The sequence below is a fragment of the Brevibacillus choshinensis genome (assembly GCF_016811915.1).
Lineage (GTDB): Bacteria > Bacillota > Bacilli > Brevibacillales > Brevibacillaceae > Brevibacillus > Brevibacillus choshinensis_A.
Genome location: NZ_CP069127.1, coordinates 5,228,527 through 5,252,431 on the forward strand (window position 1 = coordinate 5,228,527; position 23,905 = coordinate 5,252,431).

General features: G+C 49.6%; 32 protein-coding genes and 1 pseudogene. 3 read left to right on the forward strand and 30 right to left on the reverse strand.

Annotated elements, in window-relative coordinates:
• Window positions 1–3: 3 nt before the first annotated feature.
• The 16 genes from JNE38_RS26210 to JNE38_RS26280 all read right to left on the reverse strand — a co-directional run bounded on the left by JNE38_RS26210 (window position 4) and on the right by JNE38_RS26280 (window position 12,830).
• Window positions 4–411, reverse strand: a complete 408-nt coding sequence (locus JNE38_RS26210) for a hypothetical protein (protein ID WP_203353995.1) — start codon at window positions 409–411, stop codon at window positions 4–6.
• Window positions 411–998 (reverse strand): major tail protein, encoded by a 588-nt coding sequence (locus tag JNE38_RS26215; RefSeq protein ID WP_203353996.1) that lies wholly within the window; start codon window positions 996–998, stop codon window positions 411–413. The genes JNE38_RS26210 and JNE38_RS26215 overlap by 1 nt, the downstream gene beginning before the upstream one ends.
• A gap of 2 nt (window positions 999–1,000) precedes the next feature.
• Window positions 1,001–1,336 (reverse strand): hypothetical protein, encoded by a 336-nt coding sequence (locus tag JNE38_RS26220; protein ID WP_203353997.1) that lies wholly within the window; start codon window positions 1,334–1,336, stop codon window positions 1,001–1,003.
• Window positions 1,333–1,719, reverse strand: a complete 387-nt coding sequence (locus tag JNE38_RS26225; protein WP_203353998.1) for an HK97 gp10 family phage protein — start codon at window positions 1,717–1,719, stop codon at window positions 1,333–1,335. Before JNE38_RS26225 ends, JNE38_RS26220 begins: the two co-directional genes overlap by 4 nt.
• Window positions 1,712–2,023 (reverse strand): phage head closure protein, encoded by a 312-nt coding sequence (locus tag JNE38_RS26230; RefSeq protein WP_203353999.1) that lies wholly within the window; start codon window positions 2,021–2,023, stop codon window positions 1,712–1,714. The genes JNE38_RS26225 and JNE38_RS26230 overlap by 8 nt, the downstream gene beginning before the upstream one ends.
• A complete protein-coding gene (locus JNE38_RS26235; RefSeq protein ID WP_203354000.1) occupies window positions 2,020–2,298 on the reverse strand; it encodes a hypothetical protein in 279 nt (92 codons plus the stop codon). Before JNE38_RS26235 ends, JNE38_RS26230 begins: the two co-directional genes overlap by 4 nt.
• On the reverse strand, window positions 2,289–2,447 hold the full coding sequence (locus JNE38_RS30845; protein ID WP_238933471.1) for a Rho termination factor N-terminal domain-containing protein: 159 nt from the start codon (window positions 2,445–2,447) through the stop codon (window positions 2,289–2,291). Before JNE38_RS30845 ends, JNE38_RS26235 begins: the two co-directional genes overlap by 10 nt.
• Window positions 2,447–3,643, reverse strand: coding sequence for a phage major capsid protein (locus JNE38_RS26240; protein ID WP_238933472.1), 1,197 nt, complete (start codon window positions 3,641–3,643; stop codon window positions 2,447–2,449). The genes JNE38_RS30845 and JNE38_RS26240 overlap by 1 nt, the downstream gene beginning before the upstream one ends.
• Window positions 3,633–4,208, reverse strand: a complete 576-nt coding sequence (locus JNE38_RS26245; RefSeq protein ID WP_203354001.1) for an HK97 family phage prohead protease — start codon at window positions 4,206–4,208, stop codon at window positions 3,633–3,635. Before JNE38_RS26245 ends, JNE38_RS26240 begins: the two co-directional genes overlap by 11 nt.
• Window positions 4,201–5,400: a phage portal protein gene (locus tag JNE38_RS26250; RefSeq protein WP_203354002.1), complete on the reverse strand. Its 1,200-nt coding sequence runs from the start codon at window positions 5,398–5,400 to the stop codon at window positions 4,201–4,203. Before JNE38_RS26250 ends, JNE38_RS26245 begins: the two co-directional genes overlap by 8 nt.
• Window positions 5,401–5,415: 15 nt before the next feature.
• Window positions 5,416–7,137, reverse strand: a complete 1,722-nt coding sequence (locus JNE38_RS26255) for a terminase large subunit (RefSeq protein WP_203354003.1) — start codon at window positions 7,135–7,137, stop codon at window positions 5,416–5,418.
• On the reverse strand, window positions 7,130–7,486 hold the full coding sequence (locus tag JNE38_RS26260; RefSeq protein ID WP_203354004.1) for a P27 family phage terminase small subunit: 357 nt from the start codon (window positions 7,484–7,486) through the stop codon (window positions 7,130–7,132). Before JNE38_RS26260 ends, JNE38_RS26255 begins: the two co-directional genes overlap by 8 nt.
• A gap of 517 nt (window positions 7,487–8,003) precedes the next feature.
• A complete protein-coding gene (locus tag JNE38_RS26265) occupies window positions 8,004–8,543 on the reverse strand; it encodes a hypothetical protein (protein WP_203354005.1) in 540 nt (179 codons plus the stop codon).
• A gap of 4 nt (window positions 8,544–8,547) precedes the next feature.
• Window positions 8,548–9,924 (reverse strand): DEAD/DEAH box helicase, encoded by a 1,377-nt coding sequence (locus JNE38_RS26270; RefSeq protein WP_203354006.1) that lies wholly within the window; start codon window positions 9,922–9,924, stop codon window positions 8,548–8,550.
• Window positions 9,921–10,202 carry a VRR-NUC domain-containing protein gene (locus tag JNE38_RS26275; protein ID WP_203354007.1) on the reverse strand — a complete coding sequence of 94 codons (282 nt, stop codon included), beginning with the start codon at window positions 10,200–10,202 and terminating at the stop codon, window positions 9,921–9,923. The genes JNE38_RS26270 and JNE38_RS26275 overlap by 4 nt, the downstream gene beginning before the upstream one ends.
• Window positions 10,203–10,469: 267 nt before the next feature.
• Window positions 10,470–12,830 carry a virulence-associated E family protein gene (locus JNE38_RS26280; protein ID WP_203354008.1) on the reverse strand — a complete coding sequence of 787 codons (2,361 nt, stop codon included), beginning with the start codon at window positions 12,828–12,830 and terminating at the stop codon, window positions 10,470–10,472.
• Window positions 12,831–12,965: 135 nt separating this feature from the next.
• Between JNE38_RS26280 and JNE38_RS26285 the strand changes: the two genes are divergently transcribed.
• Window positions 12,966–13,337: a DUF6173 family protein gene (locus tag JNE38_RS26285; protein ID WP_203354009.1), complete on the forward strand. Its 372-nt coding sequence runs from the start codon at window positions 12,966–12,968 to the stop codon at window positions 13,335–13,337.
• 58 nt (window positions 13,338–13,395) lie between these two features.
• Here the strand turns inward: JNE38_RS26285 and JNE38_RS26290 are convergent, their stop codons facing one another.
• The 14 genes from JNE38_RS26290 to JNE38_RS26360 form a co-directional block, all read right to left on the reverse strand.
• Window positions 13,396–13,752, reverse strand: a complete 357-nt coding sequence (locus tag JNE38_RS26290; RefSeq protein ID WP_203354010.1) for a hypothetical protein — start codon at window positions 13,750–13,752, stop codon at window positions 13,396–13,398.
• Window positions 13,753–13,766: 14 nt separating this feature from the next.
• The gene (locus tag JNE38_RS26295) at window positions 13,767–15,332 is read right to left on the reverse strand and encodes a PcfJ domain-containing protein (protein ID WP_203354011.1); all 1,566 of its coding nucleotides are present in this window, start codon (window positions 15,330–15,332) and stop codon (window positions 13,767–13,769) included.
• A 12-nt stretch (window positions 15,333–15,344) separates the two neighbouring features.
• Window positions 15,345–15,731, reverse strand: a complete 387-nt coding sequence (locus JNE38_RS26300) for a Cas9 inhibitor AcrIIA9 family protein (RefSeq protein WP_203354012.1) — start codon at window positions 15,729–15,731, stop codon at window positions 15,345–15,347.
• Between the two features lie 19 nt (window positions 15,732–15,750).
• Entirely contained in the window at window positions 15,751–16,134 is a 384-nt protein-coding gene (locus JNE38_RS26305) for a hypothetical protein (RefSeq protein ID WP_203354013.1), read from the reverse strand.
• On the reverse strand, window positions 16,134–16,967 hold the full coding sequence (locus tag JNE38_RS30850) for a DUF3310 domain-containing protein (RefSeq protein WP_238933473.1): 834 nt from the start codon (window positions 16,965–16,967) through the stop codon (window positions 16,134–16,136). Before JNE38_RS30850 ends, JNE38_RS26305 begins: the two co-directional genes overlap by 1 nt.
• Window positions 16,927–18,894 (reverse strand): DNA polymerase, encoded by a 1,968-nt coding sequence (locus JNE38_RS26315; RefSeq protein WP_203354014.1) that lies wholly within the window; start codon window positions 18,892–18,894, stop codon window positions 16,927–16,929. Before JNE38_RS26315 ends, JNE38_RS30850 begins: the two co-directional genes overlap by 41 nt.
• Window positions 18,895–19,073: 179 nt before the next feature.
• The gene (locus JNE38_RS26320; protein WP_428993678.1) at window positions 19,074–19,835 is read right to left on the reverse strand and encodes a DUF2815 family protein; all 762 of its coding nucleotides are present in this window, start codon (window positions 19,833–19,835) and stop codon (window positions 19,074–19,076) included.
• Window positions 19,828–21,024, reverse strand: a complete 1,197-nt coding sequence (locus JNE38_RS26330; RefSeq protein ID WP_203354015.1) for a DUF2800 domain-containing protein — start codon at window positions 21,022–21,024, stop codon at window positions 19,828–19,830. Before JNE38_RS26330 ends, JNE38_RS26320 begins: the two co-directional genes overlap by 8 nt.
• Window positions 21,021–21,500 (reverse strand): hypothetical protein, encoded by a 480-nt coding sequence (locus JNE38_RS26335; RefSeq protein ID WP_203354016.1) that lies wholly within the window; start codon window positions 21,498–21,500, stop codon window positions 21,021–21,023. Before JNE38_RS26335 ends, JNE38_RS26330 begins: the two co-directional genes overlap by 4 nt.
• A 78-nt stretch (window positions 21,501–21,578) precedes the next feature.
• Window positions 21,579–21,782, reverse strand: a complete 204-nt coding sequence (locus tag JNE38_RS26340; RefSeq protein ID WP_203354017.1) for a hypothetical protein — start codon at window positions 21,780–21,782, stop codon at window positions 21,579–21,581.
• Between the two features lie 193 nt (window positions 21,783–21,975).
• Complete coding sequence (locus tag JNE38_RS26350) at window positions 21,976–22,155, reverse strand: hypothetical protein (protein ID WP_203354018.1); 180 nt, start codon at window positions 22,153–22,155, stop codon at window positions 21,976–21,978.
• Between the two features lie 78 nt (window positions 22,156–22,233).
• Complete coding sequence (locus JNE38_RS26355) at window positions 22,234–22,389, reverse strand: hypothetical protein (RefSeq protein ID WP_203354019.1); 156 nt, start codon at window positions 22,387–22,389, stop codon at window positions 22,234–22,236.
• Between the two features lie 17 nt (window positions 22,390–22,406).
• Window positions 22,407–22,673 (reverse strand): DUF771 domain-containing protein, encoded by a 267-nt coding sequence (locus JNE38_RS30855; RefSeq protein ID WP_238933474.1) that lies wholly within the window; start codon window positions 22,671–22,673, stop codon window positions 22,407–22,409.
• Window positions 22,660–22,896, reverse strand: coding sequence for an XRE family transcriptional regulator (locus JNE38_RS26360; RefSeq protein ID WP_428993679.1), 237 nt, complete (start codon window positions 22,894–22,896; stop codon window positions 22,660–22,662). The genes JNE38_RS30855 and JNE38_RS26360 overlap by 14 nt, the downstream gene beginning before the upstream one ends.
• 172 nt (window positions 22,897–23,068) lie before the next feature.
• On the opposite strand from JNE38_RS26360, the pseudogene JNE38_RS31110 reads away from it, so the two are divergent.
• Window positions 23,069–23,296, forward strand: a pseudogene (locus tag JNE38_RS31110) (helix-turn-helix domain-containing protein); the annotation flags it as partial.
• A 145-nt stretch (window positions 23,297–23,441) separates the two neighbouring features.
• A complete protein-coding gene (locus tag JNE38_RS26370) occupies window positions 23,442–23,903 on the forward strand; it encodes an ImmA/IrrE family metallo-endopeptidase (protein ID WP_203357757.1) in 462 nt (153 codons plus the stop codon).
• Window positions 23,904–23,905 lie beyond the last annotated feature (2 nt).

The window sequence follows — 23,905 nt, forward strand, 5'->3', positions numbered from 1 at the left end:
TCGTTATCTTGCGATTTGCGCGCTGATTTTCGCTCCGGAACGAAAAAAGCCCTCAGCGGCTTCCTCCATTACTGCGGAGAGTATGCCACTATCGAAAAGATCAAATGTCTCAAAAGAAGCGACCCATTCTACAAATGACGGGAATTGCTTTCCGTAAGAATCTGCTTTTGCCATAGCCCAGATCAATTGGATAAGCATAACAGTATCGAGCTGCCCAAGGTCTATATTTTGCACGTCAAGATTCGGTGTGCCGTTCCCTTTTCCAAAAAGTGACTGTGCCCCGACCATGCCCTGTAACATCTTCATCAGGTCTCCAAGCAGGTCGGCTTTGAATTCCTGCTTATAAAACAGAAGAGCCAGGGGCGTAGCCCTGACTCTCACTTCTCTTGATCCAATCCTGATCTCACGCATTATGCGCCACCCCCGCCGAACACAGGCTTGTAAATGGTTGTGAAGAATGAGTTATAAGCAGTAGCATTTGTATCACTCAGCTCAAGATCGCCCTTCACGATCTTTTTCCCATCGATCTCAATCGGAGAAACGACGAGGTTCATTACGTCAGTGGCCACTTCAATCGATTCGCCCTTTGTCTTACGTTCTTTTGCAGGTCGGTTTGCCTGGCAGTCGTAGTAGACAAACCGTCGGTTTTTCTGATCCCCTTGGATCTGGCCAAGCAAAGCGAATTTCTTTGGAATCGCATCCGAAATTTCAATGAGCGCTCCGTTGTCGTCAATTTCCCAGCCCAACATTTCTGCCAGCACCGCATCCGGCACAAGCGTCATTTCCAATTCGCCAGTATAGCCGTTGTTGCTCGAAACAACGAAATAGGCTGTATTATCTGCGTAGAATGTTGATGTCTCACCCTGCGCCTCTGGCGTCCAGCGCACGGCTCCTGGAATTGGGATTGGCGGTTTCCAAGCTGGCTGTCCCTGCGCTGTTAAGTCAGCGAATGCAATGTGCACTTTTTCAAGTCCAAAGGTAACTTTGTTGTCAGGCATATTTACCCTCCTAAGAGTTGAATTTCATAAATGATCTGCCATAGCTTCTCGCCATCCAGCCAGGCTTCTGTCTTTCTGTACGGCAGCTGCAATTCTTTTAGCTTGTCCTGGACTAATTTCTCGGCAGCTAGATCCTTTTTCGCTGTGTACAGCTCTATTTGAAAGTTTTCGATACTCACATAATTGTGATTGTCGGCGATCAAGTCACTTGAGTATGAAAACTGGTAGGTTATAAAGGGCGGAGGCGGCGCTGGTTCGTTCTCGGTACTCTCAAACTGGCCATATGCGACTGGAAGGCCCAGAGACTCGAGAACCAGGTAAAGATCGGCTTGGGTCATGTTCCACCACCATTCTGAATGATCCGCTTGATATCATCAGTCAATCCGTCAGCGTGCTTATCATAGGCTGGACGTAAATGGGGGATGGCTTGTACTCGACCGCCGTTCCGCTTTGCATGTCCAAACTCAAGCAAATGAACCCGGCGGTAGTCCTTCTTGTTCCAGATCACGCGCCGAGCTTTTCCTCCGCTGTCTTGCTTGGTTACTTTGAAGCCTTGGGCATATCCTCCGGTTCGCTTGGGAGCGCTAACTGCTACTTCTGCCAAAACCTTGTCTGCTACCTCACCCACTTTTTTCTCAACAGCTTCGGAAACATCCTCGGTATATTCGCGAACGACTCTTGTGATTTCTGCAGCCAGCTGGTCAAGCGAAATATCAGCCATTGGAGGCCACCCTCTCACAAGTCAATTCCAGCTCTTCAAAGTTGGTCTCGTATGTCCGAATTACGTTGTAGCGCTTGCCCTCGAACTCCAGAAGGCGCTCGCCGTTGTATTCATAAGCATGAATAACAAAAACCAATTCCGGGCGAAGTCCTGCGGTAGCCGCGTTATAAAACTCGGAGCGTCCGACTGACTTCAAGCCGCATAGAATTGGTGTTTCGATAGGATCTATAGGAATTTGGTTGCCAATCTCGTCCTTTTCTACCCTGCCAGGTGAAATCAGCTTCAATTCATGATCGTAGGTCATGCCATCGCACCGCCCGAATGGATAATCAGGTTATGGAGGCGATACTGCATGTGCCTGGGCATTGCCTCGGAGCTGTCACGGGACTGGTACCGCCAAACGGATAGGTCAACGCAAAACATAAGATGGCTTGCACTGTCCTCCCGTAGAGCGATACCCTTCTCGTCTGCCAGCTCCTCAATCACGCCTTCGATAATGGCCGTGAGGTACGTATCCCTTACTGCTGTACTGATTCCAAGACGTGCTTTGGTAAGTGATAAAACGGCTGTTACGTCCATCCCATTGCCCCCTTGATGGCCGTAATGATTTCCGCTTTCAGCATCGTAGACGACAGCCCCTCTATGCCATGATCTAAAGCGAACTGCAAAAGCTCCGCTTTAGTCATGGCGTCAAGGTCAGGCTGCGGCTCGGGGCTGCTGAAAGCCATTATTCCCCCGTCGGTCTTGTGTATGTCAGGTAATACCCGGCCTGCGTATCTCCTGCTTTTACATCAAAACGGACAAAGGCTGCAAGCATCTGGCCGTATACGTTGTGATCTACCCATTTAACGGACACTTGCTTACGGTTAAAGAATTTGCAGAACGCCTTGGCATCTCCGATAAATCCTACGAGTTGCCCAGCCGCCGTACCGATCATGTCATCATCCAGTACGACAATCTCTTTACCTTTCAGACGTTTACCGGATGCAACTGTTACGTCGTCCTGGAGCATGTATCGTCCATTGCCGTCTTTCATCAAATCCAGCTCATTAAACAGCGACTGGGAGACGTAGAGTTTGACTTGATACGCCGTTTTGAAGCCGGTGTTAAGCAGCGTAATAATGTCATCTAACGAGTCTGCTGTTTTAGCCGGTGCGGATTTCAGCACGGTTGCGATGGCGAAATTACGAGTATTTACTTCTTGATCTTGAATCTCTTCGTCGATTAATCCAACAATGTCATAATCAGCATCGTCGATAGCTTCCTGTGAAATCGGGATGTATCCACGGTAGGTTTCAATGCTGTAAGAAACATCAGAAATCGTTGGCTTAGCCAGCTCTGGGTTAGCTTCCAATTCAGCGACAGTGCTCATTTTCGTTCCTGATTTCTTGATAACCGGGTACTTACCGGTCGAGCGAGTAGCTGGCACGTTCTTGACATATTGCAGCAGGTCGACAGTATCTTCAACCGCCTTTTCAGGAGCCAGCAGTTCTTCTGGTATAAGGGCCCCGCCATCAACGAGTTTGAATCCCTCAATAGCTCGAACTTCCGCGCCTTTGGAACGAATATAAGCATTTACTGCCGAGCGCAATTCTTTGACTTGTTCTTTATCCATCTTCCCTTTACCCTCCGTTTGGCTGCGGTTAGCAGGCTTTTTATTATTTGAGCGTTCGAGCTCTGTTTCCAAATCCTTGATTTCCTGTTCAAGTGTTGCTTTATCGTTCTCGACTTCACTGATTTGAGATTGATTATCCTGGATGCTTTGCTCCAGGGCTGCCAGGTCCTCTTCAGTTTCTGCGGCCTCAATAGATGCTTCGAGATCGTTCCGTTTCGCAAGCAATTCTATCAGCTTGTCGCCCGTTGTTTTCAAGGCCGAGCGCTTCAGATTCAGTTTTGCTCCAATCAAAACCGGGTTAATTATCATTCTTCAACATCTCCCTCAGTCGTTGCTTCGTCTTAGCAACCTTTTCTTTTTTTATGGATTCGGCATCTCGCTGACGGGCGCTAACGTCCGTTTGTGGATATGCCGGGAAAGCGGTAGTTGATACTTCTAATAGCTCGGCCTCTAAAACGCGCCATTTCACGCTGCCGTCTTGTTTCTCGATGACTTCCTCCCGTGTTGGGTAGAAGCCAAAAGAGCAGCCTTTCACTTTCCCGGTTTGCACCTTGCGATAGGCTGATTTAGCGTTTGGATCCTCTAGGTCGATCGTCACTCTGCCCCAAAGTCCTTTTGAATCGGATCTCAATTCCAAAGTCCCGCTATCTGTGGAACCAAGAACAATCCGGCTGTCGTGGTTGTCCAGGCAGAGAATGTTCTTTGTTCGCAGGCTCTCCTCAAAAGCTCCAGGTGCTACCTCTTCAAAAGCCCCTCGCCAAAGTTCAGTCTCAGAGTCGTAAACAACAAAATAGCCTTCGAGAATCGCCTCGTTTTCATTCTCAGCAGCCCTGACCTGCAATTCAGAGGTAAATGGCATAATCCGTTTATTCACTCGTATCACCGCCTTTCAATTTAGACTGCTTACCAAGCATGGTAGACGGGATGTAATTCTCCAGGATGATCAGCTCTTCCATTTCTGCATCCGGGTCCATCCCGATCCAGTCGCGCAACTCGTTCCGCCTCATCGTATTACGGTCAATCATTTGCGTTCCGGCTTCTACCATCTCGCTTAGGTCGTAAGCATACAGGCTGCGTGGATTCAGCCGAATGTATAAGTCTGGGCTGAACAATAGATCGCGTGTAAGCGTCTGAGCTATTCTCTGGCCGATGGACAGAATGCGAGAATTAACAAAGTGGTTGTATTCCTCTTTTTTAAACTCACCCACGCCCAAGAAAAAGGCTGGCACTCCAATGAGCCCAGCAATCGTCTTTTTATCAATTTCCATGCCCTCGATAATAGCGATATCTTTCAGGGATAAGGGTGTTACCTGGTGGACATTCAGAAGATCGGCAGGAATAACCCAGGGCTTTCCTCCCTCTGTGTCGTCGACGTACTTCTGGAGAATCTTGTCCCGACCTTCTTTTGTTCCCATTTCCTCGGTCAGTGCATCGACTGCCAAAATCAATGTCGGCATGTATTTGCCTGACATAAAATTCTGCTTCGTTTTCTGCGCCTGGGACAACCCTTTTACGATATCCCGTAGGGCCACTCTGTAGCCCGTGCCGCGATATGGGTAATAGGGATGTGGGTTAAGAACAAAATGCACGACTTCGTCCGGCTGATAGGTAACCCCGTTGTAATCAATGCTATAATCCATCATTTTTTTGCCGTCGTTGTAAATGACTGCTGGCATCTGAAACGGCGTCAGGCTGTCGATAAGCCCTGTCTCAGGATCAACCTCTATATGCAGGAGGGAATTCCCGTCGCCATCCAGCAGAAGATCCCTAACGATCTTATAGAGCCAAGTTTTTCGCGTCATATTTTTGCAAGGCTCGATGTCAATCTTACGTGACAAAGCATTGCGTACTCTTTTGTCGCCTGTATCGCTATTCTGAACCAGGTGGATTGTCATACTCGACACCAGGTCTGCAATTTTATCCACGGCAATGAGCACGTCAGGATGATCGGACAACCGGGTATAGCCGACCGTACCAGTGTCGCCCAAGGCAATCTGAATAGCGACAGGGGCAGGGGCAGCGTCATCCGTAGATCTTGTCTTTGGCTTACGATTCCAGAATGGCATTTCGCACCTCCTTCTCTAATTGTTTAGCCAGTCGTTGGCCTCTGACGCTTTCGTCATATTTTCGAGCATTTGCACCGCTGCGAAGACAGAAGCGTCGAATATATCGATACGCTGCTCAGGCATTATCTTTTCGTATTGGATCATGTCGTCCGTCTTCTCGACAGCATGGACATTCTGCACGCAGTATTCGAACGCCTGGGAATGCAAGTAATAAAGCTTGCCGTCTTTGGCGTGCTTCTCGATCCTGCGGAATCCCTCTGACTTCTTGTAAAAGTATTGCGGCTGATCGACTATTTTGAAGCCTTTCTTTTTCATGCCTAAGAAAAACTCCCGGCCAAACTTCCGGTCGAATCCCACTTGTTTGATTTTGAAGCCCATCGCCTTCATATCGACGAACCACTTAATGACGTCGTCATAATTAACCGTTGGCGTGTTGCTCATCGTCAGCCATCCGTCATCTTTCCAGCCAAACAGCGGAATGTTATCCTCTTCTGCCTTCCTTGTCGCCGCAACAATCGGGAAAAAGGCATGCGAAATGATAATATCCACGCCCTTGTAGGTCCCATATATAGCTGCTGCCGTCAAGTCATGCAGTTTGGATAAGTCGCCGCCCCCAAACCAATCAATAGGCAGTTTGGCAAGCTCCGCAATGGTCCATTTGTATTTCCGATCACTCGCCCGAAACTCGTCCAGGTTGAAATACGACTTCATAGCCGAAGTGTAGACATTTAACGACTTCGCAAGGAATGATTTTCTTTGCTGTGGGTCGTTTTGTGCTTGCATCGCGTCGTTCATAAGCTCTTGCCCGGATACCGACACGTTGTAATTCGGGTTTGCCTTCTCGTGCTCTATTGGATTGGTGTAGTCAACCTCTCCGGTTTCGGGATCTGCGTCGGCTTTAGCAATGAATATAAACAGCTGTTCATCTTTGACGGTGCCATCCAAGACCTTTTGACAGTAAACCATCCGGTTATAGCAAAAACTGTTCATGTTATCGCCAGCCGTCGTAATGCCGATGCACAAACTATTTCGGTAGGCTTTACCTGATTCTTTAATCGTGTTGTATTGGCTCGCATTCCGGTAAAGATGCAGCTCATCAAGAATCTGGATCAGCGTGTTCAGTGAGTCCATGCGGTCGCTATTTCCCGCCACCGTCTCAATCCGTAAATATCCGTCTCCCAGATCGCCACTGATGCTGTGCTCTTGGTTATTGTCGAGGATACGGAAGTTTTCTTCCTCTCCCATTTGCTTCAAGTTGTAATTTAAAAAATTGAAGCTCTGCAACGCTTGTTTCAGCTGCGCTCCAACGATTACAATTTCAGCTCCAGATCGTCGCTCTAGCAATCCAAGGCCCCAGGCTAACGCGCTCATGAATGGCGTTTTTCCCTGTTTACGAGGGAGCATGTTAAACGCCTCTTTGAACCGCCGCAGCTTCGTTCCCTTATGGAAGAACCCTAAAAGGTTGTAGACGACAAATTTTTGCCATGGCTGCAACAAAAAAGGCTTACCTCGTAATGGGTAACCCTCCATATCTTCGCCCTTTTGGTGGACGAACGTCTTTTCGATTATCCCGATAACAAACTCTGCGTCTTTCGGGTTGAAGTCATATGCCGGGTTTCCTAAGTCGTCCAAGAACCGCTGGCATGCTTGAATGACCTCTTTATTCGCTACTTTCCTGCCCTCGACAATGCTAGTGGCATACTCTAGTACAATGTCGTAATTCTTGAATTTACCCATTTAGACTGCTCATGGCAGCCTCTAAAGCTGACTGTTTTTTGCCCTTGTCCGGCTTTGCTGTTTTCATTGCCTGAGGATTGAGGCACAAGCGGTCGGAGTATGCCAGGATGTCCTTCCGTAACGACTCCAGGGTTGCAACAATTGGTGACTTTTTTGCCCCGCCAGCAGCGGTATAACTTTCGTACTGATATCCTTCTTCTTCAAACTGTTTGTTCAATGTCAGGAACTGAAAAACCAGCTCCGCATACAAGTCAACCACGCGATTGTACTGGGGTTTATGTACTCCCAGTTCCTTCATATCCGCTATTGTCCTGCGCTTAATTGTTTCCTTTGTCGGTACGTCCGCCATGCACTCACCTCCCTCAAAAAAAATATTTTGGAGAATCGCACTATTGGAAAAAGCTCCCCGCCCGGTCCCTTATACTTGAAATCCTTTTGCTCTAAGGAGGGGGGATACCTTATCCTGCCAATACTTGCCGAAATCCGTCACTTCTCGGGTTATCCTGTCATGCATCGTATTATGCCGCTTGTCACTCAACGCCACCAGGTTCTCATCCACCAAAGCCAACTCTGGGTAACCTTCAAGAGGAAATATGTGGTGCACCGTTGTAGCTGGTTCAGTCTTACCGTACCGCTTACTCTCTTGGCACATGTACTCGTCACGTCGCAAGATCGCTGATCGCTTTCGTTTCCACTTCCTTGACTTGTAGAATGATTGAGTCATGGCTGTACCTCCCTTCTATACGGAATAACAAAAGCCACCCGGATTCCGGATGGCTTGCTTACGGTGCTTTGTATATTTTTCCACACTATCAGTTTACACTGGACAAAGTGACACAGTAAACGAACTCTTTTTGACATGGCCTCTACTCTACGAATCGAATGCTATCAACTCCAAAAATCAATGATGCCAAGGCTTCGCAGGCTTTGTCCACGTCCCGATAGACCGTCCGAGTATCTGTTTTGTGACATATCGCAATTTCTTTTGCTGTGCTTCTTTCCTCGTCCAGATACAAGAGTTTGATAGATTGATAGATTCGCTTATCCTCTTCTCTTCCTGATTGCTCGCACATGATCCGATAAACGGCAATCATTCTGTCGATAAACTTTACCATTAGCTTAGTCCTTACCTTACTCCGTTTGATGGAATCAAGGGCTAACTCTTCCGCCCCCAATTCTTTCAGCATCCACGTATCATCCATGTTATCCAGCTCAATACCTCGTGTATCACAATGTTTCTTAAAATTTCGGTAGTTTTTCAAAAGCAGCTTGATGTTTCGTAATCTGCGATCCCGATTCGTTTGTTGCTTTTGCTTCTCTTTCTCTTGAAATTCCATAGCTGCTTGCACAGCTGCACGCGAAATCTCTTTGATCATTTCAGGGCTCAATGCTTGCTGTTGTCCCATCGGCTCACTCCCTTTTTACTTTCTCAATTCGTGCCTTTACAGCCTGCATCAACGACTCTTGGCCCGACGCTTTTCTCTCCAATGCCATCACTGCCTCCTCGTCCATCGTGCCCTCTGCAACCAGCCGCATGATGACGATCCGTCTGGTCTGCCCTTGCCGGTGAACACGGGCGTTCGCCTGCTGATCTTCTTCCAGGCTCCAAATCTGGTCATACCAGACAACGGTTTGGCAGCTCGACTCCTGTAGGTTCAAGCCGTGCCCTGCGCTTTTCGGATGTAGAAGCAACAGCGGAATCTCATCGTTGTTCCACGCCCGAATATCCTCGTTTCCGTCCTTGCCTTTCCGCAAGATCCGGGCTTTTGGGAATCGCCTCTGGATCCGATCAAGGCTGTGCTTGAAGTTGTAAAACACCATGACAGGTTTCCCGTTTGCCGCCTCGATAATATCTTCCAAGGCATCCAGTTTTGCCTCGTGGATCTCCTTCACTCCGCGTTCCTCGTCATACACGGCCCCGGATGCCATTTGCAGTAGCTTGTTACTCAGGACAGCCGCTGTATTTGCCACGACATCGGCGTCTGCAAAGGGAAGCAGAAGCTCCTCTTCCAGTTTTTCGTACAGTTCCCTTGCCCGGTTAGATAACTTAACCGGTACCGCCAAATCAATCCGTTCCGGCAGCTCCAGCCAATCCTCGGCTTTCATGCTTACCGCGATATCGGATATGGCTTCATAGATTCGCTGTTCGGCCTCTTTCTTCTGCCTCCACTTGTGGACGATATGACCGTCTCGCTCTGCAGGGACAAAATATCGATCGCGGTAGCCAGTTATCGTCTTACCTAGCCTTTCGCCTTGATCTAGCAGATAGATCGGTGCCCACAAGTCTAGTAGGCTGTTCGGTGCTGGCGTGCCTGTTAGCCCTACCACGCGTTTGATCATCGGTCGAACCCGACGAAGCGCCCTGAATCGTTTTGATTGGTGATTTTTGAAGCTCGACAACTCATCGATCACAACAGTATCGAAATTCCACTTCGTGCCAAGCTCACTTACCAGCCACTCTACGTTTTCGCGATTGATGACGTATATATCAGCAACTGCTTTCAGTGCTCGCCTTCTCTCATCTGCGCTGCCTAGAACCTTTGAGATCCTTAAATGCTGCAGGTGATCCCACTTTTCGACTTCACGCGCCCAAGTGTCGTCTGCGACTCGTAACGGTGCTATGACCAGCACGCGATTGGCATCAAAGTAGTCATTCAGCAGTAGGTCAAGGGCTGTCAGCGTGGAGACCGTCTTACCGAGGCCCATCTCCAACAACAACGCGATATACGGCGTGTCCAGTATTCGCTGCGTAGCGTATTCTTGGTATTGGTGAGGTCTGAATTTCATTTCAGTGTCACCTCTTGTATGAATTCCTCAATTCCTTCAACCGAATCTATTTTGTAAACCTCGTGCCCGAGGCTGCGTAGTGTTTTTGCCCATTTTTCCTGTAAGGGCTCCAGCTGTTTCCCCGGCGCTTTCATCTCCACGTAGACCGTTCTGCCTCCTGGTAGGATGACCAGCCTATCCGGTACTCCGCGATTGCCGGGGCTTGTCCATTTCGGCGCTTTCCCACCTATCCGTTCCACTTCCCGGACCAGTCGTCGTTCCAGGTTTGATTCTCTCATCTTGTCCTCCTCATATCCGGTTGCCGTTTTGCCCTTCTCGCGCACGTACTGTATATATGGGCGTTTAACCCTATATACCCGTAGTCGCTATATAGGTTAATTAATATATTTATTACTTTTAAGGATTTTACGGCAACCTTGGCAACCAATCGCCTAATGCCTTGATACTGTAAGCCCTAGGCGGTTTCCGTAACCGGACTGTCTCGGCAACCTCACGGCAACCTTGGCAACCAATCACGGCAACCTTGGCAACCTCTCGGCAACCAGTCACGGCAACCGCTCAAACACCCTTTGGACACCATATCCGGGTATCTTCGCTTTCCCGTTTCGTTCAGCCCAACCCGGTATGCGCCTCATGATATCCATGATCTCTTTCCCTTCCCATGTCCGCATGTCGCCTCTCTTCTTACCAAAGCATTCCGTCCAGATTTGGGCCGCACAAACGCGCTGCCGCAACAGGTCTGATGGCTCGTCCGCCCACTCGTCCTCGATCGGTGTATCAAGCCATTCCTGAATAAGCCCTTCTCTTGAATCGCTTTCCATATGGGCTGCTTGCTGCTGTTCTGCCGCCTCCCTAGCTTCCTGATCCAGCTCTAGGGTTTCCCCCGCCTTGAACCAGCACAATACCTCCGCCCAGATTTGGCTCACTACTTCCTCGGTTAAATGCGTCCAGTGGCTCAGCTCCGCCTTATCCGGCTCAACCTCGATCGGCCAAAAACGGCGGTTCCCCGTAGCATCCCTCAAGAAGTCACGCGTGTTCGTCGTTCCGAAAAATACGCACTTACGCGGGAATTCCGACACCTGCCGGTCATATGCCACCCGATAGCGGTCTTCCGTCTTGGATAAGAACGCTTTGACCTCCTCGACTTCGGTCTTCTTCATAGCAGAAAGCTCCCCGATCTCGAAAATCCAGCCAGACTGCAGGTGCTCCCCTGCCTCTTTATTCTCGAATGTCCGCAAGCTGTCAGAGAACCATTCACGGCCAAGCTTCGCCAGCAGGCTACTCTTACCGGCACCTTGTGGACCCACCAGTACCAGCATCTGGTCGAACTTGCAGCCAGGCCGATACAACCGGGTAACAGCTGCCAGCAGCATCTTCCTCGTAACCTGTCGGACATAATGCGTGTCTGGTGCCCCCAGATAGACTGTGAATAGCCGTTCTGCTCGCTCTACTCCGTCCCACACACGGCTTTCCAGATACGCCTTGATTGGGTGAAACGTATTCTTATGGACTACCTCTGTGAACGCATTTTGTATTAGCTTTGCTGAACCAATTTCATGCACTTTAGCGAACCAGTGCTGCAGCCGTTTGTCGTCCGCACCAAGCCATGGCTCATACAGCCTCCCTGGCCGTTCAAGACCGCGCCACGGCAGCGCCTTACGGATTACTTCTGAGTTTCCAAAAGCGTCATAAGCCAGTACCTTTCGCCATACCCCGTGCGTCAGAATCAGCTCTATATTGCCGGCAGTTGGTAGAGGCAATCCGCTCTTGTGGTGGAGCTCCAGTTTTGTCTCCCAGTCCGTGTCCTCTGGCTCTTCCTCTTCATCGTTGTCAAACTCGTCTGCCATCTCGGCGAAGTCCGCCTGTCGTTCCTCGAAGCTCAACTTTTTCACCTCTGGCCGATCAGCTGCCCAACGTTCCATAGCGAGGTGGCTTGGCTTCTTGGCGTCAGGTGTGTGCTCTTTCACCTTGTCATCCAAATGGCCGAACTTATGTATGCGTACCAAGTCAAAGAGGTTGTACGTTCGACCATCTGCAACCGGATCGCTATCCTGATGAGAGAACACCAGCTCTTGATCCGGATAGACCTCCAGACCATTGGCAGAGGAACCATTGACGAAAGTGTACCGATTTGGCATAGACCCGGGGCTATATACGTCTGACAGGAATGTCTCAATACCCTCTTCGATCGTAAAAGCTCTACAGAACAGGCCGATGACTCCGCGCTTCTCGCGAGGGTCCTGTGCCTTCGAAGCAGATACCCGGATCGCTTTCTTCTCTTCTGGATGCCGTGGCCAGGCCATGACATCTTGCCAGTCCTCATATTCGGCCAGAATATCGTCTGCACAAATTGGGCTTCCTTCGAATTCTTCGAACACCGGCTCCGCGTCCGAAGAGCAGCTGGGGAAGTACATCAAGCGATGTGCCTGAAAGGTCGTTTTGTCAAAGTAGTGCATGCCGATCTGCTCGGCAATCTTTCGGCTGATTGCGGCATATTCGTCTGGGCTCATGGTGCGATCGACCGGCGCGATCAGGCGGTACTTCGGTTTGCGTAGCCGGTGGCTGTGGGTTGAGTAGACAGCGTAGGCTCGTCCACCCAACACCAGTTCCACCGTGAAGAGAAAACCGTCATCGGCAAAGTCAGCATCCAATGTAATCAGGCTGCGCGTGTCGACGTTCTCCTTCTTCCGCCGACCGCCACGGATGAGCCCGCCGACGAACGCCGGGCCATCCTTCGCCTTTCCTTTCCCGTTCACGTCCATCTTGTCGTACTGAGCCATTGTTTCAGACGTTCGGCGCACCTTCCGCAGACGGTCAACGAACTCTATCCAAGTTAAGAACTCCGGCTTCCAGTTCGTGTCCGCACGATGCTTGCCGAATGAGATATCAAGTTCGATGTCGTGCATTGGAGGTTCACCCTTTCATTTATCAATGGTATTGATCGGTTAGAAGACTTTCATCATGCCTTGACAAAATTAGTACTTCATGAAGGTATTTCACCCCACTAATAGAATTTGTTGTAAAAATGGAGGGATCAAATAATGAGTTATATTAACAATTACATTAAGTCCCCTGATTTCACTGCGTTGCTGAATGGTGTTGAGGAGCAGAAGGAAAGTGAACGTGCAAGTGGCTACCACAAACGTCTAATCGAGATGATTACAGCTTTTGATAACTCTCTCGACAATGAGCATGAAGTGGGTATGAAACTTGTTACATTTGGTCAAGCTGTTACTTTCCATGTAACTGGAATTGGTTACTATAACCCAAGCCTTATTCGTTTTTTGGGAAGGTTGGAGGATGGCTCCTCAGTCGAGTTGATTCAACATATTTCTCAAATCAGTTTCTTACTGATGGCAGTCAAACGCTCCAACCCGGATGAGCCCAAAAAGCCAATCGGTTTCATTAGTTAGCAGCTTTTACAACAGCCTCCAGCTGGAGGTTGTTATTTTTTATGTGTGTATGATTTACCTATTTGCAGTTTTTGTGGGACTCCGGGTTTATCCCCCAGCGAACTTTCATCCGAAGCAGCTTGGATTTATGTAGACCCGGTATCCGGAGATCCAGAATATCCGCATCGCTTTTCCCCTGTTTCTTGTAAGCTAGGTATTGTTCTTTGGAGATCTGTGGCTCGGTACTCTGGCGAATTACCGGTCTATGCTGTGTCCGCTTTTTCAGAATGGGTCCGTACTTCTCGATGGCTTTTAACCGTTCTTCCTCGCTGAGGAAATAGGTAACCATTTCTCCAGGAGGGCTCCCTTTTAGGTCCCTGCGATTCAGAACGCCTTCAGTTCCGATGATCGATTCGTTTTCCAATCTTCGCCCCATCATTGCACCTCCATCTACGCTGGCTGTGCCACGTTGATTTTCCGTTTACCCGCCCGTTTCTTTTTCAACAGCCGCGCCTTGGTGAAAGCCTGGATAAACTCTTCGACCTCTTCTGTTGGTGGGCAATTACTCTTACCCCGAGTCTGGATGATCTTATTGTCGATGATCTCCATGGTGTAGAACGGTGTGTCAGGCTCGTCCGCTTTGCGGATCACGAAAAGATTCGTTTTCCCCTCGGCATATGTTTTGGCGTACCGCCCTACACAATGGATCAGCTCTTTGCCTTCCCTGAATAGTTCGGCACTGTCCTTTGCAGGTCGTATGAACAGCCCGTTGTGTTCAAATTCGTATTTCTGAAGATCCGCAAGCCTTTGACCGATCATTCCATTCAGTGCATTGTCGTGTTTGATTTTGACCTTCTCAATTGACTTCTGGTGAGCGGTATACAGATTATTCGGGAACAGGATATGTTCTTGTTGAGTATCCATCCCGAGCTCCACGCAGTCTTTGAGGTAATCGCGCCAGGCCGTTAAAATCGAAGTCGCATTCCGATAGTGCTTTCGTACATCTCCTTTGCCTAGCTGCTTCAATGCATATTGGGCGATCCGAGTAAAGGAAGCGAAGGTGGACATCTTTCGCGCTTCCTCCAGGTAATACCCCTCTGACAGGCTTTGCAGCTGATATGCCTGTTCGAACGATAGTGTCATGCCGTTTCGTTTGAAGAAGTGGTAGCTGTGGAGCGTAAGAGGGTCCACCTCGGTATTTACAGCTGTAGCCCGTAGATCCTTGAGCTCCGGCTTTGATAGTCGCAATACTTTCTCCAGAGTTTTGCCACGCCAGTTCACAACGCCATGCGTTTGACGCCCAATCAATTTCGCCTCGACCAGGCTCGTCAGCCCCAGTTTTGTGAGGTATTCAACGCATGGGTATTTCGCAGCCAGATCGAAGAACTCTATGAGGTCGGTAGACTGATACTGATATTCCTCCCACGTACTGTACTGAAACGGCGTCCCCTGAACGGCAGCCGCAACGCTTTCCCCAGAGAGATACCAGCTTTTATTTTTCATGCTGTTGCGGCACTCCGACCGTACATTTTTCCTGTCTACCCACTTCCCGTTCCAGCCTTGATACAGCATTTTGCTTTTCCCCGGCTGGAAGAGGTACATAGCAACCGTTCGGTATTGCGTTTCGACTTTGCGATAGTCGCCACTGTAATCCCTCATCACATGCAGCCCATAGGCAACAATCGCTTTCGGATCCACAACAGATTTCTCGTAGTAAACCATGTAGGCATCATCAATCAGATGTTTCCTGCCTCTACCGCTCGCCTTTACGACGCACTTCGATTCGCACTTGTGGCAGATTCTTTCCTCATTGTGGCGGTAGTAGATGGATCCCATCCCGCATAGGTACTCTTGCTGGCAATGCGTGCAGTATGAGTATTGGAGATCCAGAACGCGCCGGGTGAAGAGATACCGGCTGTTGAGGAAGACGGTATCTCTTACAAAATCGACGATGCCTTTACTGATCGTCGGAGGGAAGTGAGCCAAGATATTATCGGGATTGAACTCTTTTGCCATGCTCGGCACCCCCTACTGAAGCAAATCGTCAAAATCAAAGTCTTCTTCCGAATCCTCAGAAGCTTTTTGCTCCGGCTTCACTGGCTCAGCCTGTTTTTCAGCACCCGGTTCGGCTTTTTTATCAGCAGGTGCCGGCTCCTCAGCTTTGAAATAGTTCAGCACGATCGCAAAGCCCTCATCGTCGGAAAGCACAGCCATATTCCCGACCTTCTTCTTTTCTGCGACCTTGCGCATGGCGTCGAGACTTTTCATGATCGATTTATCTGTTTTCAGGATGCACGCGGCGTCATCCGGGTTTTGCTCCAGGTGTTGCAGCAAAAATTGACCGACCAGCTGAACATAAGGATTTTTACTTTCAGTAATCTCAGTCTTTAACTTTGAAATAGCATCTGTTAGCATGAGTACAAACCTCCATTTTTTACACAGGCATTTGACCGAGGTCGAGGAGCTCGACGCTCCCCTTCCCGCCTGCAGCTGTGGTATATTCCAGGATCAGCTTTCCACCTGTACCGCCTTCGACTCGGTATGAGGTGATGAAGATCCCTCGATCTTTCATGAGCTTATCGTGAATCTTTTGATGGACGAAAATAGATTCGCCTGGGTATGAAGTGGGGATTTCGATCCGAGGCCGGGAACGCTGTGTCCGCAGCCATTCCCGTTGCTTAGCCTCGGCTTTTTGTCGCCTCAGCTTTTCCGCCTTCTCCCGCTCTTTCTCTTCCCATTTGCGCAGTGCCTCCGCACGCTTCTGTTCGCGAGCAATCCGTTCCTGTTCAATTTGTGCTTTCGTTCTTCTCTTCGCCATCACGCGCCCCCAGCTGCTGCAATCAATCGATCGATATACCAACGGGCCTTCTGCAGATCCTCTATGCCTCCTTTGTGCGACCAGCGCCAAAGGTATTTTATTGCTGTGCCAGTGTTGAAAGCATGGACCCCGGAAAGCCCCGTCGTTGCGGCTTCGATCGCATCGATGCACTCGATATGCCCGGCGTTATAGTGTGCCGGATGATCAACCATGGAATCGTTCTTTTCTACCACGATACCGGCAGGCTCGTCCGACTCATTACTGACAGGTCGCGCCTCTTCGAGCTGTGTGTTCAGGTCAGAAATTGTTGCTGTAGCCTTTTCTTTTTCCACACTCAGCGCCTTAATTTCATCCGTTGCTTTCTCCAATTCGCTACGTAGCCTATCGATCTCATCGTCCTTCTCTTTGGTCCGCTCTGCCTCCGCAGCGATGATCCGCGAAGCCACGTCTTCCACCGTCACAGGTGCAGGTCCAGCAGGGCTCTCGACCGCATCGCTATTTTGCTCGAGCAACTCTTGAGCTCTGTCCGGAGTGATCCCCTTTAGTCCCCACTTTTTCACCCAGTTATGGATGGTGTTGTACTTCATCCCCCAGGCTCGCTCAATGCTCGACAGTGTTTCTCCTGCTGCAATCGCCTCCAGTAAGTCCTTTCTGGTTAGCCCGCATGCAGGGGCATCTTTTTCTCGCATCCTGTTCAGCTCCTCTTCTGAAAGGTAGTAAGTAACAACCGGTCCGGCGCCGATGGATTTAAGCTCAGTGTCACGATTCGGTATTGCCGTTCCCACTGATTCATCAGTCCTTTTGATAGAAATCACATTCAAATCCAGCTGCATTCAGCGGCAGCCCCGGAGCCCAATCGATCGGGATACTCATAATCTCAGAGACCTTTTCGAGATCCCGCTCTATGTCGTTAGCCATAACATCCAGCACTACCTCATCGTGTACGTGCATGACGACCTCGTAACCCTCAGCATCCAGTCTCGTGAGACTCACCGCCAGGCAGTCCCGTGCGATAGCCTGCACCAGGTTCTCCACCAAACGCCCACCATATGTTCGATGGGACATCCACTTCTTTTTCACCTGATCCATGCCGTCAAATACGAGTCCATCTTTATCGAAGTTCGGATCTGGCTTGATTCGCGGATTCACATACGCAAGGCTCCGACCACTCGGCAGGTCTGCAAACAACACCCCGGCTCGATACCGGTACTGTACGCCATGCGCCAGCTTGACTGTTGTTTTCTCCCTTACTGCGGTAACGGCTGCTTCCTCGGCGGCATACCACAGCTTGACGATATTCGGATTTGCCTTTCGCCACTGTTTGACCAGTGCAGGGAGCTCGTCCTCTGAAATGCCACTTTTGAGCGCCCCCATTTGAATTAGAGCGTTCGGTCCACCTTGGTATCCACATGCAAGAGTGGCCACTTTCCCTTTTGGCCGTAGTTGATAATTTACATGCCCCTTCACGATCGTCTCGAAAGGTACTTTGAACATGTTTGCGGCTGTAGCCTCATAGATCTTGCCGTGGCCTCTGAATACATCGAGTACCCAGTGCTCGTCTGCCAGCCAGGCGATAACGCGGGCCTCGATCGCGGAGAAGTCACTTACGACAAACTTGCAGCCGGGCGATGGAACAAACGCCGTCCGGATCAGCTGGGAGAGCACGAACGGTGGAGCGCCGAACAGCATTTCCAGAAGATCAAAGTCACCACTCAGCAGCGTCTCCCTGGCAAGCGCCAAGTCCTCGATCTTGTTTTGCGGCAGGTTCTGAACCTGGATGAGCCTCCCAGCCCATCTCCACGTCCGGTTTGCCCCGCAGAATTGCAGGAGCCCGCGTGCCCGATCGTCAGAGCAGATGGATCGTTGCATGGCGTTGTACTTGTCGACGCTGGTCTTACTCATTTCCTGCCTCAGCTCCAGCATCCGGCGAGTTTCCTCATCCGGTGCTGCGTCGAGTAATGCAGGCATGTACTCCTTGGACAGTCCGTCAGGCGTCTCCAGTCCTCGCTCGGCAAGCCATTCTTTAACCTGCGCCAAGCTGTTGGGGTTTTCTAATCCGGTCAACTCTCTCGCCTCTTGAACGAGGCGCGCCTCGTATTGTTCGTCGCAGGCAATCGCCTGATGCACCAGTTCCGGATCCAGCCGGACGCCGCGATCGTTGATACGCTGATCCAGCGCCCACAGCTGCCATTCATGTGCCGGTACAGGAAAGCGCTCCAGCTTTCGTCTCGCTTCCCGTTCTACGACTACGTCCTGCCGGTTGTACTCGATGTACTGCTGCCATTTCTCCGGATCGTGGTGCGGGTAATTGCGTGTCCGCTGCCCATTCACTTTCGTAGGTTTGCAAGGCTCACTGAAAAATTTGATGAGTGCCTTACCCTTTGTGTCTTTCTTTACAGGCAGTTTCAGAACCTCAGCCACGCCATCCAAGTATCCCGGCAATCCCAGTGCAAGGGCATGGACTGCTGTGCATCGCCATTGGAGAGGATCGCACTCAATACCGAATTGCCGAGCGATTGCGGTTCGTTCGAAATTGGCATTGAAAGCTGTCTTGGTGATGTTAGGGTCAGTCAGGTCTCTCATGACCTTATCCGGTAAATCTTCAAATGCTGTCAGGTCAATCACTGTCACAGGATCATCGTCGTAGGCGTAACCGAAGAGGAGAATTTCAAAGTCGGGTGCTTCGACGTATCGGTAAACGCCACTCTTTTTCAAGTCGACGCTGCTGTATGTCTCAAGGTCGATCTGTAATACGGTCATTCCTCGTCCTCTACTTCCTCGTCTTCACTCTTGCCGCAATCCGGGCAGAAAGACTCGCGGCAGCAAGGGCATTGCACCCAATAACTCATGCAGTCTTTGCATTTATCCAAGTGGACTCACTCCCCAATTTTGAGATAGGAAAGGGGAACCCTTGCGAATTCCCCTGCTGTGAATACCAATTAGCTTAAAAAGTCCTCATCGTCACCATCGTCGTAAACATCAAAATCTTCATCCCCGAAGTCGTCATTCACACTCGAACGGCCTGCGAGGGATTCGCCGTCTTGTACTTTTACGATGTTATTAAGGCCAACACCGATCCCCTTACTTTTGTTGTCGTAGAGGTAGAAGTTAATCGAGACTTTGCAATAGCAACCAGAGTAGACTTCCGTCGAGTCGGTAATCTCCTGGAACTTTGTCTTCCCGTCTGCCCCTTTGCCGATCGGCTTCGCGATACCAGGCTGATTATTCGCGTAAGCATTCAAGAAGTAGTGGCCGGCATAGTTCGGGTCATCAGGTTTGTCCTCGTCCCCATCGTGCAAAGGCAGTTTAAAATTGGAAGGTAGTTTCTTGTATTTCGCTACTGCTTCAGCCTTGAGTGCGTCGACGATCGCTTTGATTTTGCGAAGCGTTTCCTTATCCTCTTTCGGAATCAGAAGAGCGCAGCTGTATTTCAACTGACCTTGGTCGTTCTCTTTCGGCTCCCAGATATTTGCGTAGGAAAGTCGAACTTTCCCAGTTACCATTTTCGTTGTGATTTCAGTTGCCATAATCGATCTACTCCTCTGAGTGGGTTTTATTTTCTTGGCTTCAAACCGCCATTTGTAGGCGTCTTTGCCGATTTTTTCGAAAAGCTTTTTCCGCGCCTGGCTCTTCGAAGGCTCTGCAATTCCGAAGCACCATTGCTTCGACCAATTACTCCATATGCCCCATTGCTCAGGCATCAAAATCCTCTCCCGCAAAATCCTCCTCGATGCTGTTCAGCTCAGGACGCTTGTCCGATTCAGGAACAAGAACCGGCTTGCCAGGCGGCTTGATTACCAGCCCAGCCAGTACAGCCGCCAGCTCTTTCTTCCCGATGTACTTTTCCAGATCCCCAATACCGAGTAATTCTTGCGGCTTGAGGTACTTCTCTGTTTCCAGCCCCGTAGCTTCCAGAGCGAGACGTGCAGCTGCTTTGTCAGTAATGACCCGGTTACTCCGGCCTTCGACCAATTTCCATTGCGGGATCTTATTCCCCCGTTTTGCCTGTTCAAACGCATACTCTTCCACGTCCTTTGCCCACGACTTGAGTTGTTCGGTTATGTACAGAATCGAACCGATCTCCTCGTTATCCATGAGTGATGGGTCTCTGAACTCGTAAGCCAGAGCCTTCAAGTTTTCATCTGCCCGAGCCCGGCAGGTGGCTTTCACTTTGCACCAGCGGCAATGGCTTCCAGCCTTGAACTCGCCCTCTCCTGCATAGGCCAAAGCAGCTGCAGGCTTGACTACTGACTCAGCCCACTCCACCAGCTCTTCGATCTGTAGAATGTCAGTGCTGATGTCATCGAGTCGCGGATGCACGATTGTCATTCGAATCTCCTGGATGTCATACAGATAGCTGTAGGCCGACCACGCGCCAAGCGCGTACAGGCGAATCTGAGGGTTGCCGACCGCACTGACTGGCACACCCTTGCCGTATTTCAAGTCAATGATTTCCAGCACGCCGTCTGAGATCAGAACAACGTCACCAGTCCCATACCCATCTGGCACCCATTCGGAATAATCCAGACGTTCTTCCAGCAGTACAACCGCGTCACTTGAACGCGCCTTGGATTCCATGAAGCGCTCATTTACTACGTCCACGTAATCCTGGATTGCATTCTCCATTTCCGGCCCGTAATACTGATTTGTTGCCTTGAAGTGTTCAAGCGTATCGGCTAGCTTCTCCCGTTCTTTCGAATTGCAGGGATAGAGGCTGCGCCGAAGCAGAATCTCTGAAAACTCGTGAGCTGCTGTTCCTTCGTTTGCATACTCGCTCCGTGTATCCGGAATGTGTTCGGTAAGCCGAGCGCTCGGGGGGCAATTGATCCACCGGCTTGCCCCCGATGCACTCAGAAGGGCATGAGCCCGTTCTGCATGCGCTTGTGTCATAGCAATGCCAACTCGTCCATGAAGTCTGCACGTTTTTCCTCAGGTAAATCAGAAAGCGATTTGCTACCGAACTTATCCAGAAGCGCTTTGATCGCTTTCTTGCCCGCTTCGGTTTTCCCGATCTCCTGGGCTCGCGCTCGGAGCTCAACAATGTCTGGGATGTCGCTGGCTGGTGGTGTTGGTTCCTCTTTCGGAGGTTCAGACGCTTGAGGTTCTTTTTCATTTTCTGAATCTTGTTGAGCTTCTTCAGGCTCTTCTGCAGGAGTTGGCGCAGGGGCTGCTGCCTGTTTAGCCGCCGAATCCTCTTGCTTTGCGGCACGTTGGCGCTTCGGCTTCTCTTCTTGTTGCGCTTCTGCAGGAGTAGCTGTGATTGCCGGAGTTGTAACAGGTACGAGAATGAAATGAGCGGCCAGGCTGGAGAGCTCTTTTACTGCTTCTGCGGCGTTTTCGCCGTTGATATTGATCTGTACGGACATGGATAATCCTCCTTGGTATGTGTACTCCCGTTTACGGGACCAAATTTTTGTGCTACGATACCCGGTAATAGCTGATTTTTAAGACTCCGTTCCCGCGGGGTCTTTTTCTTTTGCAATGCTCGTGATGATCATAGTTCCTGTTCCTACATCCCGAAGATCCTCTGACTGGCAGTCAGGGCACACGATATGACTCTGATCTGCGTTTACCTCGACTGCAAACCCTAGGCAGCACCCCTGGCATTCGTAGATGTGATATTCGGCTTCAAGGTTAGAGATCTTCAATACTCCTCCTCCTTTCGTGTTAGTCACGAGGCTGCCGCGTCCCAACCTCTACGCGGCGGTTGCAGCTCCATGGCTGCGCCACACTGTTACCTCGTTTATGTAGACCTGTCATCAGATACCTGATCCGCATTCGCGGTCGTCAGTGCCGGGAGGTCATCCCCGACAGACTGAGGCACGTAGCCCCAGTTTCGACTCAAATCCGCAACGTCACGATTTCAAGACCGCTCTTTAAGCACGATTGGCTACAATACATATCACTTCCGACTTTCCAAGCTGTCTGGCCTTTTTGTATGTCGCTGCCGCAGTGATCGCAAAACTCAACCACTTGATCGTCATCAGCTACCGGAATGCTGCTTTCTTTGTACGTCCCCATATGGCACTCTCCCGTCTTAGGCTTGTCCCTTTTCAGAGACTTGTGCTATTCTAGCCTTAACCCAAATTTTTACTTAACTCATACCGCCTGCGACGAACAGGCGGCTTTTTCCTTTTCCTGCACGTCGGCCATCATCAGGAGTCCGATGAAGGCATCCGCACAGATCCTTACCTGCAGTTCCGGGCTTTGAAGAATGTCCTCCACCATCTCTGCTGGCGTTGCGAGATTGCGCATCCCTCTCTCACCTCCCCTCACTGGGCCTGCTCACGGAGCCATTGCTCAAGGAAGGCTCGTGCTTCCCTGGCTGGGAAATACCATTTACTACCGACTTTTCGTTTAACGAACCTCGGATCGTAGAAGAAAGTATCTTGGATAGTATTCCAGCTCATGCAGGTCCGTTTTTTCAATTCTGCTGTGTCCCAAAAAACGTATTCGGTGTCAACTTCCTTTATCAGCTCGGCTATCTTTTGGTTGCAGAGATCGCGTACTTCCGATTCGTTTACACTAACGGAGAGCATAGTTTTCCACCTCGGCCTGTTCATCGGTCTGCTCAAACAAATATTCTAAAGAGCACTTTGGGAAAAACTTCCTTCTAATATGCGATGCCTCGTCGTAGAAGAAGCGGGATCTGCCGTTTAACTTGTCACTCACTGTCGCGTAACGAACCCCCAGCAATTTAGCTAACTCGCCAACGGTAATGGTTTGCCTTGCCATTTCTGCACGCAGATTTTTATATCTCACTTAACCACCTCCTACCACTTTGAACGCAATTGCGTTTTGTTAATCAGATATTAAACGCTGTTTCGTTCAATGTCAATATTTTTGTTATAATTTTAAACGCGTTTGCGTATATTATATACTTTACAGAATTAGTAAGTTGCTGTAGGATGTAACTATATACGGAAAAGCGTACATGGAATTAATTTATAGCGAGGTGCAGTCGGTGGATAAGAAAGCTGAAATTTTAGCAGATCTGATAGATAGAAGAGGAAGCAGGAGAGCATTTGCTGAGGAAATTGGCATCCCTCCTACTACTCTCCAATCTATGCTCACTCGCGGAGTCGGAAGAGCATCAGTCGATAACGTTATCAAGGTATGTAAAGCTTTAGGAATATCAGTTGAGGAATTAGAACAAATGGCAGCTGGAAAGAAGGACGTCTTTACTCTTGCAGCCCATCATGAGGGTGAAGAATGGACGGAAGAAGAAATGGAAGAGATCGAGCGCTTTAAAGAATTTTTGAGGATGAAAAAGAAAGGTAAGAACGACGAATAAGGGTGTGACCGCCATACTGTACGAAGCTCTATTAGCCGAATTAGATGGACAAGCAGTCGAAGTCTATGAAGAGAGAATGAAGCAAACAATCAAAGGTCTTTATGGAGAGAATGTAATTTGGATTAATAAAAGCATACCTACTACAGTGGAAAAAGCTTGCATCCTTGCAGAGGAATTAGGACATCACTTCACAACAAGTGGAAACATCATTGATCAACAGAGCATACCAAATCGCAAACAGGAAAAACTGGCAAGAAGCTGGGCGTATAATAAACTCGTACCGCTCTCCAGTATTGTCCAGGCCCATAAAAAAGGCATCCGCAATCGCCATGAACTGGCCGAATACCTCGGAGTGACTGAAGATTTCCTTGATTCTGCCATTAACCGATACCAAGAAAAGCACGGGATAAGTGTTTCGTTTGGGCCCTATACCATTTGCTTTGAGCCCTTGGGGGTATTGGAGTTTTTCGAGTAGCG

What these genes read in the sequence shown, in the direction of transcription:
- JNE38_RS26305 (WP_203354013.1), bottom strand. Translation starts at nt 16,134, where the DNA reads ATGGCGAAGAGAAGAACGAAAGCACAAATTGAACAGGAACGGATTGCT.
- JNE38_RS26225 (WP_203353998.1), bottom strand. Translation starts at nt 1,719, where the DNA reads ATGGCTGATATTTCGCTTGACCAGCTGGCTGCAGAAATCACAAGAGTC.
- JNE38_RS30845 (WP_238933471.1), bottom strand. Translation starts at nt 2,447, where the DNA reads ATGGCTTTCAGCAGCCCCGAGCCGCAGCCTGACCTTGACGCCATGACT.
- JNE38_RS26215 (WP_203353996.1), bottom strand. Translation starts at nt 998, where the DNA reads ATGCCTGACAACAAAGTTACCTTTGGACTTGAAAAAGTGCACATTGCA.
- JNE38_RS26285 (WP_203354009.1), top strand. Translation starts at nt 12,966, where the DNA reads ATGAGTTATATTAACAATTACATTAAGTCCCCTGATTTCACTGCGTTG.
- JNE38_RS26350 (WP_203354018.1), bottom strand. Translation starts at nt 22,155, where the DNA reads ATGGGGACGTACAAAGAAAGCAGCATTCCGGTAGCTGATGACGATCAA.
- JNE38_RS26235 (WP_203354000.1), bottom strand. Translation starts at nt 2,298, where the DNA reads ATGGACGTAACAGCCGTTTTATCACTTACCAAAGCACGTCTTGGAATC.
- JNE38_RS26210 (WP_203353995.1), bottom strand. Translation starts at nt 411, where the DNA reads ATGCGTGAGATCAGGATTGGATCAAGAGAAGTGAGAGTCAGGGCTACG.
- JNE38_RS26275 (WP_203354007.1), bottom strand. Translation starts at nt 10,202, where the DNA reads ATGAGAGAATCAAACCTGGAACGACGACTGGTCCGGGAAGTGGAACGG.
- JNE38_RS26355 (WP_203354019.1), bottom strand. Translation starts at nt 22,389, where the DNA reads ATGCGCAATCTCGCAACGCCAGCAGAGATGGTGGAGGACATTCTTCAA.
- JNE38_RS26300 (WP_203354012.1), bottom strand. Translation starts at nt 15,731, where the DNA reads ATGCTAACAGATGCTATTTCAAAGTTAAAGACTGAGATTACTGAAAGT.
- JNE38_RS26280 (WP_203354008.1), bottom strand. Translation starts at nt 12,830, where the DNA reads ATGCACGACATCGAACTTGATATCTCATTCGGCAAGCATCGTGCGGAC.
- JNE38_RS26270 (WP_203354006.1), bottom strand. Translation starts at nt 9,924, where the DNA reads ATGAAATTCAGACCTCACCAATACCAAGAATACGCTACGCAGCGAATA.
- JNE38_RS26330 (WP_203354015.1), bottom strand. Translation starts at nt 21,024, where the DNA reads ATGACACAAGCGCATGCAGAACGGGCTCATGCCCTTCTGAGTGCATCG.
- JNE38_RS30850 (WP_238933473.1), bottom strand. Translation starts at nt 16,967, where the DNA reads ATGCAGCTGGATTTGAATGTGATTTCTATCAAAAGGACTGATGAATCA.
- JNE38_RS26295 (WP_203354011.1), bottom strand. Translation starts at nt 15,332, where the DNA reads ATGGCAAAAGAGTTCAATCCCGATAATATCTTGGCTCACTTCCCTCCG.
- JNE38_RS26250 (WP_203354002.1), bottom strand. Translation starts at nt 5,400, where the DNA reads ATGCCATTCTGGAATCGTAAGCCAAAGACAAGATCTACGGATGACGCT.
- JNE38_RS26230 (WP_203353999.1), bottom strand. Translation starts at nt 2,023, where the DNA reads ATGACCTACGATCATGAATTGAAGCTGATTTCACCTGGCAGGGTAGAA.
- JNE38_RS26315 (WP_203354014.1), bottom strand. Translation starts at nt 18,894, where the DNA reads ATGACCGTATTACAGATCGACCTTGAGACATACAGCAGCGTCGACTTG.
- JNE38_RS26290 (WP_203354010.1), bottom strand. Translation starts at nt 13,752, where the DNA reads ATGGGGCGAAGATTGGAAAACGAATCGATCATCGGAACTGAAGGCGTT.
- JNE38_RS26240 (WP_238933472.1), bottom strand. Translation starts at nt 3,643, where the DNA reads ATGATAATTAACCCGGTTTTGATTGGAGCAAAACTGAATCTGAAGCGC.
- JNE38_RS26335 (WP_203354016.1), bottom strand. Translation starts at nt 21,500, where the DNA reads ATGTCCGTACAGATCAATATCAACGGCGAAAACGCCGCAGAAGCAGTA.
- JNE38_RS30855 (WP_238933474.1), bottom strand. Translation starts at nt 22,673, where the DNA reads ATGCTCTCCGTTAGTGTAAACGAATCGGAAGTACGCGATCTCTGCAAC.
- JNE38_RS26255 (WP_203354003.1), bottom strand. Translation starts at nt 7,137, where the DNA reads ATGGGTAAATTCAAGAATTACGACATTGTACTAGAGTATGCCACTAGC.
- JNE38_RS26260 (WP_203354004.1), bottom strand. Translation starts at nt 7,486, where the DNA reads ATGGCGGACGTACCGACAAAGGAAACAATTAAGCGCAGGACAATAGCG.
- JNE38_RS26265 (WP_203354005.1), bottom strand. Translation starts at nt 8,543, where the DNA reads ATGGGACAACAGCAAGCATTGAGCCCTGAAATGATCAAAGAGATTTCG.
- JNE38_RS26220 (WP_203353997.1), bottom strand. Translation starts at nt 1,336, where the DNA reads ATGACCCAAGCCGATCTTTACCTGGTTCTCGAGTCTCTGGGCCTTCCA.
- JNE38_RS26320 (WP_428993678.1), bottom strand. Translation starts at nt 19,835, where the DNA reads ATGCCTGAGCAATGGGGCATATGGAGTAATTGGTCGAAGCAATGGTGC.